This window comes from Photobacterium frigidiphilum (assembly GCF_003025615.1).
Classification (GTDB): domain Bacteria; phylum Pseudomonadota; class Gammaproteobacteria; order Enterobacterales; family Vibrionaceae; genus Photobacterium; species Photobacterium frigidiphilum.
Map to the genome: position 1 here is coordinate 1 of NZ_PYMJ01000066.1, position 11,327 is coordinate 11,327.

10 protein-coding genes and 3 pseudogenes are annotated in these 11,327 nt (G+C 38.8%); 3 read left to right on the top strand and 10 right to left on the bottom strand.

Annotated features, from left to right (window positions below; translation table 11 throughout):
- The 8 genes and pseudogenes from C9J12_RS30555 to C9J12_RS28970 form a co-directional block, all read right to left on the bottom strand.
- A partial coding sequence (locus tag C9J12_RS30555) for an IS91 family transposase (protein WP_146150132.1) occupies positions 1-648 on the bottom strand: 648 nt, incomplete at its 3' end.
- A gap of 83 nt (positions 649-731) precedes the next feature.
- The gene (locus tag C9J12_RS28940; RefSeq protein ID WP_107246743.1) at positions 732-2,390 is read right to left on the bottom strand and encodes an ABC transporter ATP-binding protein; all 1,659 of its coding nucleotides are present in this window, start codon (positions 2,388-2,390) and stop codon (positions 732-734) included.
- A 10-nt stretch (positions 2,391-2,400) separates the two neighbouring features.
- Complete coding sequence (locus C9J12_RS28945; protein WP_107246745.1) at positions 2,401-3,261, bottom strand: ABC transporter permease; 861 nt, start codon at positions 3,259-3,261, stop codon at positions 2,401-2,403.
- 1 nt (position 3,262) lies between these two features.
- A complete protein-coding gene (locus C9J12_RS28950) occupies positions 3,263-4,216 on the bottom strand; it encodes an ABC transporter permease (RefSeq protein WP_107246748.1) in 954 nt (317 codons plus the stop codon).
- Between the two features lie 115 nt (positions 4,217-4,331).
- A complete protein-coding gene (locus C9J12_RS28955; protein ID WP_107246751.1) occupies positions 4,332-5,816 on the bottom strand; it encodes an ABC transporter substrate-binding protein in 1,485 nt (494 codons plus the stop codon).
- 184 nt (positions 5,817-6,000) lie between these two features.
- On the bottom strand, positions 6,001-6,741 hold the full coding sequence (gene repE, locus C9J12_RS28960; protein WP_107246754.1) for a replication initiation protein RepE: 741 nt from the start codon (positions 6,739-6,741) through the stop codon (positions 6,001-6,003).
- Positions 6,742-7,061: 320 nt separating this feature from the next.
- A pseudogene (locus C9J12_RS28965) lies at positions 7,062-7,148 on the bottom strand (IS6 family transposase); the annotation flags it as partial.
- A pseudogene (locus C9J12_RS28970) lies at positions 7,138-7,341 on the bottom strand (recombinase family protein); the annotation flags it as partial. The pseudogenes C9J12_RS28970 and C9J12_RS28965, both read right to left, overlap by 11 nt.
- 133 nt (positions 7,342-7,474) lie before the next feature.
- Between C9J12_RS28970 and C9J12_RS28975 the strand changes: the two are divergent.
- Positions 7,475-7,609, top strand: a pseudogene (locus C9J12_RS28975) (IS6 family transposase); the annotation flags it as partial.
- A 57-nt stretch (positions 7,610-7,666) separates the two neighbouring features.
- Here the strand turns inward: C9J12_RS28975 and C9J12_RS28980 are convergent.
- Positions 7,667-8,641, bottom strand: coding sequence for an alcohol dehydrogenase catalytic domain-containing protein (locus tag C9J12_RS28980; RefSeq protein ID WP_107246757.1), 975 nt, complete (start codon positions 8,639-8,641; stop codon positions 7,667-7,669).
- Positions 8,642-8,719: 78 nt separating this feature from the next.
- Here C9J12_RS28980 and C9J12_RS28985 point away from each other — a divergent pair, with 78 nt between their 5' ends.
- Positions 8,720-9,676 carry a LysR family transcriptional regulator gene (locus C9J12_RS28985; protein ID WP_107246759.1) on the top strand — a complete coding sequence of 319 codons (957 nt, stop codon included), beginning with the start codon at positions 8,720-8,722 and terminating at the stop codon, positions 9,674-9,676.
- A 285-nt stretch (positions 9,677-9,961) separates the two neighbouring features.
- Here the strand turns inward: C9J12_RS28985 and C9J12_RS28990 are convergent, their stop codons facing one another.
- Complete coding sequence (locus tag C9J12_RS28990) at positions 9,962-10,600, bottom strand: recombinase family protein (RefSeq protein WP_107246761.1); 639 nt, start codon at positions 10,598-10,600, stop codon at positions 9,962-9,964.
- 455 nt (positions 10,601-11,055) lie between these two features.
- Here C9J12_RS28990 and C9J12_RS28995 point away from each other — a divergent pair, with 455 nt between their 5' ends.
- Complete coding sequence (locus tag C9J12_RS28995) at positions 11,056-11,298, top strand: type II toxin-antitoxin system Phd/YefM family antitoxin (protein ID WP_107246549.1); 243 nt, start codon at positions 11,056-11,058, stop codon at positions 11,296-11,298.
- The last annotated feature ends 29 nt before the right edge of the window (positions 11,299-11,327 follow it).

The following is an 11,327-nucleotide window of genomic DNA, read 5'->3' on the forward strand; positions in this document are numbered from 1 at the left end:
GAGATGGGCATACGGCTCGGCTGAAAGGTCAATCTCACCATACTGCTCACGCAGTAAAGTGATGATGGCATATCGCCAGCAGGCTTCAGTTTCTTTGGCTTTGAAAAAGATGGGTTTCCAGGTACCTGTTTTAGGGAAAATTCCGCCTCGGGTCACCGAGAGGTGAATATGGGTATTCCAGTTAAGCCGGCGACCGTAGGTATGGGGCGCACAGAAAATACCGATCTCCAGCCCTTTTGCTTGCGCCCAACTAATCAGTATCTGAGCCGCGCAGTTGAAGAGCTTCCCTAATAATTGACGGTTATAGCGGAATATCTCCCACAGTTTGTCGGGCATCGTGAAGGTGATGTGTTGCCATTCACAATCGGGAAGGACATATTGCTGAGTTTGCACCCAGCGCTCTGTGGCTTTGGTGCCACAACTATTGCAGGCTCTGGACTTACAGGTTTGGTTGATAAATTTGATGTGGGAGCAGCGAGTGTTGGCACACGTATATTTTCGGGAGCCAAATGCTGCAGTGCCACAGGCAAGCATCTTCGTGACATTCTCAATGACCGCTTCACGAACGTGACCGATGTGCTTATTGAGGAACGTCAGCCATTCCTGCTGTCGGTTGAAAAGGGCTTTGAGTGGTTTGTCTGGGTGCATAGACAGGAAGATACCTGTCTATGCCTATGATGAACAGTAAAACTAACAGGTCGTTAGTTGCTGCCGTAGGCTGCCTATATTCATTATGCGTATTTCTGTTTTGTTTCAGGCTCTGGCTCAGGTTTTAGCACTGAATCTAACAATGTTTTTGTGTATGGGTGACTAGGATTAGCAAACACTGACTTTGTTGGTCCTACTTCACAAATGCGCCCTTGGTTAAGTATGGCAATTTGATCTGCGATTGATTCCACAAGGGCTAGGTCATGGGCAATAAAAATGTAACTGGTATTGAATTTTAATTGCAACTCTTTTAGTAATTTCAATACTGTAGCTTGAACGGTTACGTCTAAGGCTGAGGTTATCTCATCACAAAGCAATAATTCGGGCTCTGAGGCAAAAGCTCTTGCGATTGCAACCCGTTGTTTTTCACCACCAGATAGCATGGTTGCGTTTCTATACAAATAGTCTGAATTGAGGTGCACTTGTTCTAACAATTCTTTCGCTCTCTTATGGCATTGAGAGCTATTCATATCAAAATAAAGTTGTAATGGTTTAGATAAAATCTGCAAAATTGTTTGCTTTGGGTTTAACGAAGCATCCGGATTTTGAAATATTATTTGGATTTGTTTTTTTTGTTCTTTTGTCCGTTTTTCAAGAGTTTTCAATGGTTTTCCATTGAAGATTATCTCTCCACCTTTGGCTTGGTTTAATCCTGCAATGGTTTTAAGAATGGTTGATTTCCCACTACCAGATTCACCAATCAAGGCCAGTGTTTCACCTTTCTTTAACGTTAGGTTTATATTGTCTACTGTGGCTTCTGGCTCAGGTTTTCTGGTTATTGATTCCCATAATGTTTTACGGTGATAGGATATTTTTAGTTGCTTTAACGAGATGCTTGTTTCTTTTTTTACCTTATTTTCTTGTATTAATGAAACGTTATTTTTTTGTTTTTTACCAATAACTGGCACTGCTTTTAGTAATGTTTGAGTGTACGTATGTTCAGGTTTTAGTAACACTTTCCTGATGTCACCGTGTTCTACTATCTCACCTTTATACATAACGCACACTTTATTACAAAGTCGAGAAACCGCACCAAAGTCATGGCTTACAAAAACCATAGAAACATTATGTTTATTGATTAATGCTTTCAATAAATCCAGAATATGGACTTGAGTTGTGGCATCAAGACCCGTTGTTGGCTCATCTAAAATGAGTAGTTTAGGTTTGACCGCTAAAGCCATCGCTATTGCAACTCTTTGTTGCTGACCACCTGAAAGCTGGTGTGGATAGCGCGAAAAAATTTGTTCAGGATCGGGTAATTTAACATCGTTTAATAGCTCAATGACTTTAGTTTTATAATTTTCTTTGTCAATATCACTATGAAATTGTAAAACTTCTTGTATTTGCTTTCCCACTTTCATTGTAGGGGTTAATGCCTGCCCTGCATTTTGAGGTATTAATGCGATTTGGCTACCTCTTATTTCTGCTAGCTCTAATGTTGATAGCTGTAAGATATCTTTATTCTCAAAATGGATAGTGCCAGATTTAACGAAACAATCGTCGTTGGTGTATCCCATTAGAGCAAGGGCTAATGTGCTTTTTCCTGAGCCTGACTCACCCACAAGGCCGATAATGTCTTTTGGATTAACTTGGAGATCGACATTATTAAGAATATGACAGAAATCACCTGCTTTATTTTTGTATCCCAAATTTAAATTTGAAACTTCGATTATATGATTCATTTTTTTCTCCTTATACCGGTGAGCTGTTATCACGATTTAGACCAGCCACTTTTGATAAGGCGTCTGAAGTAATATTGATTGAAAATATAAGAGAGCTTAAAGCGATTAACGGTGCAAGGGTAGCCCAAGGAGCGACAGACATAAATCCTCGTGTGTCTGCTATCATCAAGCCCCAATCCGGCGTAGGAGGGTTAACGCCAAAGCCTAAGAAAGATAGTGAGCTGAAAATGAGTAACATCCATGACCAGCGCATAGCGCCATCCACTAAGATGACATTCATAATATTAGGCAATATTTCATGTTTAATGATAGAGCTTGTTCGCTCCCCGCGCAGGCGTGCAGCTAAAATATAGTCATGGGTAATAACGTCAAGGGTGGCTCCCCTAACAACTCTTATAACAGCAATGCCGTAGAAAAAGCCCAATGTTAAAATTAATGTTGTATCGCTCTGCCCTAAAACACTGATGATCAGAAGCAAAAACAGAATCCAGGGGATTGATAATAAAGCGTCGATGAAACGCATGACGACTTCATCAAAACGTCCGCCTATAAATCCGGTAAAAATGCCTAAGCAGCTACCCCATAGTATGGCGATAAAACTTCCTGCAAACGTAATAAATAGGGCAGCTCTGCCTCCCATAATTGTACGGCTTAATATATCTCTTCCTAATTGGTCGGTTCCTAGCCAGTGCTCCATACTTGGACCTTTAAGAATATTAAAGCTATCGGTTTGTCCATAGTCATAGGGAATGATGTAGGTAGCAAAACAAGCTAACAAAATATGGAAAATGAATAAGATTAAACCAACTTTAGCTGATGGCGTTGAGCTAAGTTGTTTAAAAAATGCCACGAACAATTTAATATTACTCATTTTAATATCCTTGCTGTGTGCGAAGTTTAGGATTAAGAATACAGGTTAGAAGATCAGCACAAAGGTTAACCAAAATATAAATAACTGCTAAAACGATGGCGATACCTTGAACGACAGGGAGATCTCTATCGTAAATGGCTGAAATCATAAGGCTACCAATACCAGGGTAGTTGAAGACTTGTTCAATGATAACAACACCACCAAGCAGCCAAGCAATAGTGAGTGCTATAATGTTAATAGCGGGAAGAAGGGCATTGGGAAGAGCATGATAAAAAACAATGTGCCAATAGGGAATGCCTTTTAAGCGAGACATTTTAATATAACTTGAATTCATTACGGTGATCATACATGAGCGAACCATGCGTAATATGTGGGCAATCATTACCATCGATAGTGTAATTGCTGGTAATACTAGATTAGGCAACAATTCTGCAAAGGATGCATTTGCTCCGATTAAAGTAACGGCTGGAAACCATGGTAGCCAGATACTAAATACGAGTGTTAAAAGGGTGGCAGTTACAAATTCTGGAACTGTCATGGTGAAAAGAGACGCTATTGATATAAAGTGATCTGATTTTTTATTGACTCTAAGACCTGCAATACATCCCAGAAGAATGGCTATTGGGATCCCTATCGAAGCTGCTATTCCACCTAGAATTAAGGTGTTTTCTAATCGAGGAATAAGTATGTCACTAACGGGCTTTTGACGTTTTAATGATGTACCTAAATTGCCATTAATAATATTCTCAGACCAATATGTAAAACGTTTAATTAACGGGGAATTTAAATTATTATCTATACGACATTGTTCTAATCGAGTCCCGGTTGCATTTTGCCCAAGATAACTAGTACAAAAGTCGCCAGGTAACGATTCTGTAACAAAAAAAACCAGAACGCCAACAATAAGAAGCGAGAATATTGCAGTGAAAAGGCGTTTATAAATCATGGTAAACATGAACGTTCTCATTATATTAAAGGTGTAAACATATGAAATGAATAAAAGTAGAACCTTCGCTCTACTTTTATATTATTAAAATTAAACAGCTTTTTTTAAACTGTATTTTTTAATATTATTCTTTAGTGACAAGATTCCATCGAATTGAAAAGTCATCCACCGCTGGTATAGTGACATTTTTCATCATTACTCTGTGATTGCGTAAGTGGAATGGTATTAGGGTTCCACCTTCTTCCCACAACATCTTCTGAGCATAGATATAAAGTTTCTTACGGGGATTAAAATCTAAAGTTAGACGAGCTTCATCTAAGAGTTGATCAAAGTCGGGGTTATTCCAAGCCGATTCATTCCATTGTGCGGTGCTGCGATAGACTTCATTTAGCACCTGATCGGTTGGGCGTTGTCCCCAAAGTGCGGTAAATGCAGGTTTTTTCATCCAAACATCGTTCCAATAACTATCTGATGGTGTCATTTTTATATGGACGCGAATGTTGGCTTTTGCTGCTTGTCGCTGGTAGATTTCAACTAAAGGTCGAAAATAAGTATCTGTGTTACTGGTGTAAAGATCGATATCGATGCCATCTGGAAAACCAGCTTCTGCTAATAATTGTTTAGCGCCTTCAATATCTTGTTTACACTCTAAGTTCATTCTATATTGATCGCCTTTCCATACTGGAGTGTCACAGGTGGTTGCCCCCCCATCTTCACCTAGTACAAGTCTGGCCATCTCTTCTCGATCTGTAACGATTCGCAGCGCTTTACGTACTCTTGGATCGGTAAATGGCTCGACGTCATTTTTAAATATAATTCCACGCCAGTCACCCGTTGAAATAGAATCAATTTTAAACATGCTGTTATATTGAAATAAAGGTAGCTGTTGAGATGTTACCCCTGACCAACCAATCCAGTCGATTTGTCGAGCTAAAAGGGCTTGTACTCTAGCTGAATCATCTGCAATTGCGATTAAATCGATACCGTCAAGTTTTGGCTTTCCTTCCCAATATTCATTATTCGCAATGAGATTTGTTGTTCCTTCAACATTAAGGTTTTCAAGTTTAAATGGCCCAGTTCCGATACCAACAAGAGATTTATCTTGGTCAACATTTTTAGGCAATATTTTTATACGATAATCCATTAACAATATAGGAAAATCGGAATGCGCTTTTTTTAGTTCAAACTGAACACTATAATCATTTAATGCGGTAACTTCTTGTATTATAGAAAGAACAGCCCTAACTGGAGCATCTCGTTGAGGATCAAGAATTCTGTTTATTGTAGCGACAACGTCAGCTGACGTTAGTTCTTTGCCATTATGAAATTTCACATTTTCGCGTAAATCAAACACCCATTCAGTAGCTGTTTTATTGGATGTCCATTTGGTTGCGAGTTCAGGAGATGGCGCACCTGATTCATCTTGTCTTACTAGACGGTTATATAACATTTGTACTGGGTAATAAAAGCGTGTTGATGAGATTGGATCAAGGGATTCTTGCCCTCTCCATTCTAATTGATGCGGAGTTCGAAGTGTAGTTGCATCCGCAAATGACGAAAATAAGCAAGTAACCAATAAGCATTTATATATTAATCGTTTTAAAACCATTAGATAATTATCCTGTTCTATCCTAAGTTATTTGAAATAAAAAATTCATCTTTTTTTGAGCGGTAATAATGAAATTCCTTTTCAAGGATTACGGCCTTTTACTGTTTATATTGCACCTTTTATATTGTTATTCAATTTTTATGATAGAGTAATTATATTTATTACTCTGGCCTTTTAGTGTTATTTAAGAGTGAGTTTCCTTTTCCATACGATTCGAATAATTGAATGTGATCGCCGCAATACGGTTAGACCGTATTTTATCTGCAACTTCCTTGTAATCAATCATTATGCTTGTATGCTCATTGATTTCCTTAACCGCAGGTTTTAAAAAGCGGCGGCGAAAATCACTCATTCGTCTATATGATTCAGGGAGCTCATAACGTTCTATCATCCAATCTACTTCAAGCGTGACTGATTGCTGTTCGGGCCATTGTCGTAATGACTCGTAAAGTCGCATCGCGTAAGGACTATTAAGTCTGCCTGCTTCTCCCATAAGAAAGCGGGTGAAATTTGTATCTACCTTGGTAATGATATTCACTAGTTCAGCATTAAAGAATACTGTCGTCGCTCCTAGTGATGCGCGATAGGAACGTTTTGTTGTCCATGAAATAGCATCCAAGGCATTTTTCCCGACGTCTTCATCTGGTCGATAAAAAATAACCTCTTTCTTATTTAAAGAAGCCGTTATTTTTAATATATCCTGACCAATATTTTCACTGTCATCTTCAAATATCGACGCATAATCAATGTGATTGATTTTTACGGGGTATTGACCAAATTCATTACATTGAATACGTTTATTTATGATGTCATCAAGCGCAATGTAAACGAGTCGTTTTTCATTGCGGGTAAGATTGTATGCAGCGGAGGTTAATGCGTTAGCTTGGCGAATAATAATATCTGATTTTTTTGCTAGCGCCGGCATGTTGAATTCAATCCGTGACAAGATGAAATAGTGTCACGATAGTAGCATCGTTTGATCGGTATCACAATCGGTTCATCTAGCTATTGATATGTTGCATCTTTGTGTGAAATGCCTTGTTATATATGATTTTGTCGCAAACCGGAGTGCTAAGTTATGATATTCGCCAGCACTCATTAATTTTATCATTATGACCATCCATTTTTCAGGCCGACACTTTCCTTCAGAAATTATTCTTCTGACTGTTCGTTACTACCTTACTTATAAGGGCTTAATGTTGCAACTAATCAGATAAGACAGATCTAGTCAGTAATGAGGAATTATTACTGGTAAACAGCCTCAATATTAAAGAGACGATTCATGAAAGTGGATCTATCCCGCACCAGGATTTTACGTTCATCATTGCGCAACGGCTTTGTAGCTTTTAGCCACTCTAATTACTGTTCTGTATGACACGTCAGCGAGTTTAGCTGTATCAGCAATACTGAGTCCGTTTATTACACGCAGTTTGTAAATTTGTTCGTGTTTATTTAAATCAGCCTGCCTCCCTCTAAATTTACCTTCATTCTTCGCTTTTTCTATGCCTTCTTTTTGGGCTTGTTGCAAATAATTTTTTTGACCTTCAATCGGCTCTCATGAACACAAAATATTGTGTTTGATGAATTTTAATTACGCATATGTAGATCAGTTTTTCTTTGTTTTAATTTTTTGCAACAAGCTCTGGTTAACGATCTAAGGATTCGAATCATTACGGATGTTAAACAAAGGGCAATTTGATTTCTGGTTACGTAATAATGAACGTAAAACCATTGTGCGGGAGAGATCCGCCTTCATGAATCGCCTCTTCAATGTTGAGGCTGTTTACCAGTAATTTTAAGTCAATTACTGGTTAGATTTGTCTTATCTAATTATTTGCAACATTAGCCTGTTAATGTTTGTTAGCCATCAATATGACTTTGCCATGTGTGCTTCTATCATGAGTAAATGCAATTGCTTCCAGGAAATCTTTTCGGTCAAAAAGATCCTTAACAGGTAACACTTCAGGACTTGTTTTCAATAGCTGCCATATATCTAATTGCGCTGAATCTATCGTCAAAGCACTAGCGTGACTGAGCCATTGATCTACTCCAAAACCAATCCATGTGAGATTTTTGAATATGATTTTTGAAGCTGCGATGGACATCTCCGAGGGGTCTAAGATGCCATAAGAAATCATTTTTCCTCCCGGTTTAATTACATCCATTAATTCGGGGGTATTTACTCCCCCAACCGCATCAATGATTGCATCGAAAGGATGCATTTGGGTTTCTTGAAGCGCTTCTGCAATTGTCTCATGCCTGCCAGTTTCACTGCCCTCCATAAGGTTTTGCACGCGATACCCGTCATCTTCACGAAACAATAGAAATGGATGAATACCTCGTCCTAAAGCCAGTTTCGCAAGAATAGATGCCACAATCGACTTTCCAGCAGTCAGAAGTAACCTATCATTTGTCACTAAAGATGCATGATCCAGTAGGCCCCAAGCTGTTAATGGATTTAGGGCAAATTGGCAGGCTATTTCCGGTAAAAGGCTATCTGGGGCGCGGTAGATTCTATTTTCCGATGCAACAACGTATTCAGCCCATGCACCGGGTGCCCGAAAAGCTACAAATTCCCCAATTTTTTTCTTTGAAACACCTTCTCCGACTGAAATAACTTCACCAAAACCTTCTAATCCAGCAGGTTGAGGAAAAACCGGCGATATTCGATAGTTTCCCTCTATGAATAAGAAATCAGCGGGTTGAATCGGAGATGCAACCGTTCGAATTAGAACCTGGCCATTATCCGGTTTTGGAGTAGGGAGTTCTTGAAGTTTTAACACAGAATTTGCAGGTCCTGTGTAATTAAAAACTATAGCTTGCATGAATATCTCTCTATTGACCAAGCTCCACTAACAGTGCTTGGTTTGTGTGTGGTGATTGAGTGAAGACTAAGATATTGAATGTCACAAACGAAATCTATAGTATCTTTTGGAAGTGTGAATGCCAAAAATGGTATCAAGTCGATGATTGACGATATTGCTTTGTTCGTTTCTGTAGTTAAATCTGAAAGCTTAAAATCAGCGGGGGAGCTGCTTAATATCCCTGCTTCGACAGTTAGTCGTAGAATAAAGAATCTAGAGCGAAGTTTAGGCTGTCTTCTGATTAACCGGAGCAGTCACTATTTTAATCTCACGAATGAAGGGCAGAAACTCTTTGAAAGCACCCGTTATCACGTTGAATCGTTTGATTCTATTGTCAATGACTTCAAAAATGATGTATCTGGGTTGCGAGGACGTATAAAAATTTTGGCTCCGCTAAATTTAACGACGAGTGTTCTTCAGCCTGTATTATCAAAGTATCTTCAAATTCAGCCGTCAGTCGACCTAGAATTAGAGCTTAGTAATGAGTTGACCCAATTTTCTGCGACAGGAGCTGATTTTGCAATTCGAGTTGGTCCACAGAGAGATTCTGAATTGACTCAAGTGAAATTAGGTACAGTTCAGACAATTGCTGTTGCTAGTCCACGTTATTTAGAAAATCACTCATCGGTCCTAAATCATCCTGGTGAGTTAATGCAATTCGATTTGATTTTCAGTAAACCTATAAGCTCTTGGAATTTATACCATTGTGATAATTCGGACGAACACATTGAGATCTCACCTAAAAGCAAGCGGTTAGTGGTCAATGACCTTCTAATTTCAAAGCGGTTTGTTCTGGATGGTTTAGGTATTGCTTTACTGCCAGAAATAGAAATCACAAATGAATTGGCGACTGGTTTGTTGACAAATGTTTTACCTCAGTGGCGGGGAGAAGATCGTGAGGTCTTTGTTATTTGGTATCGTCGACAGTTACTTACAAGACGGGCATCAGATCTAATTGATTATTTAAAACTAAATTGTAGGCTAAAGTCTTCATAGCAAGTTCAAGGGTTCAATATACATTTTCTAATGTCAAGCAACCTTGTTAGAGCTTTAAATCTAACAAGGTTATGTCCCAAAGCGCCTCAGCATTGTGCTTTCTGTTATGTGCTTTCTGTTAACAAAAATAGAACGTTGTTTTTTTACTGTGTAGTAAGTCGCAATGGAGGCGTTAGCTAGATAGCCATGTGATGAATATTGGGTGATCTTGATGGATGAAAATTTGCAGTGACTGCGAACTAGATTAATCGCATCAAATTGTCACGGTTTACGCCTCATTCCGTATTAGTAAGGGTGAGGATTGAGCTCTTTGAGCTTATTTACAACTCTAATTACTGTTCTACCAGAAACATCCGCTAATCGAGCTGTATCCGAAATACTCAATCCATTTTCAACTCGAAGTTGATATATCTTTTGATGAAGAGCTTCATCAGCCTGGCGGCCACGGTATTTACCTTCATCCTTGGCTTTTATTATTCCTTCAGCCTGGCGACGACGACGATCTTGATAATCTTTACGGGCAATTGCGGCCAGCATATCGAGCATCATGTTATTGATGGCGCGAAGCATTGAATTTGTGAATTCATCACCGACTTGATTCGATAAGGCAACATGGCTGGTCGGTAAGTCCATGCTGATCACTTTCAGGTCTTTTTCTTGGATCAGTGATTTGAGTTTTGACCAACCTTTATCATCAAGACGTGAAAGGCGATCAACCTGCTCAATGAGAATTGCATCACCTGGTGCTGCATCTTCAAGTAATCGCATTAATTCTGGTCTTTGCAATGAAGCTCCGGAAACGTTCTCAATGTACCATCCAGCGATTCGATGACCTTTTTCAGATACAAATGCCTTTAGGCTGTCCTGAGCGCGCTTAGCATCTTGTTCGTTAGTTGATGCACGAAGATAGCCAAATATGTACATGTTACCTCGTAAGGTGACTCTTAAGTTATGATCATATTGTACCTGACATTTAAGTTATGACAAAAGCGTAAAAGTGGTTGATTTTAACCTGTGACAAAAAGGTATACCTAAATGGCGTACTGTTTTATGATTAATATCTTTGTATTGATTGTTAGTATCGATAAATTGGTTTTATCGATTGGTTTTTGCGTTTTGATTGGTGTTATTTATTAATGATAAATAAAGCTTTTAAATATTGGTTTTATGATTAGCATCATAACTAGTGAGGTTTAAATTTAGGCTATATTTGAACTTCTGCTTGAGTGATTGTATAGTAGATGTTGTGAGTAGGCGTCAGATCTACCGTTGAATACCTATCTACGTGACAATTAGTTTTATAAGCACTCAGTAAGCAATCTCGGTTGTAAATATGAGTCAACAAGTAATGAATAAATGAAAGAGTGAGTGATTTAATTATGGCAACTGAAACAGTCAGTTTTTTGAAAAAAAATGCGGCGGATCTGCCTCTCAATGAACCTTTGACGATTACACAAAACGGTAAACCTGCTTATGTCGTTGAGTCTTACGAGCAGCATCAGCGCAAAGAGCAGGCGATTGCGCTGCTTAAACTGGTTAGCTTTGCTAAGTCCGATGTGGCAAACGGTTGTGTAATGTCTTCAGGAACGTTGAAAGAGCGACTAGCGGCTCGTAAACAATAAGGCGAGGCTCTTTTAATGGCACAACCTGA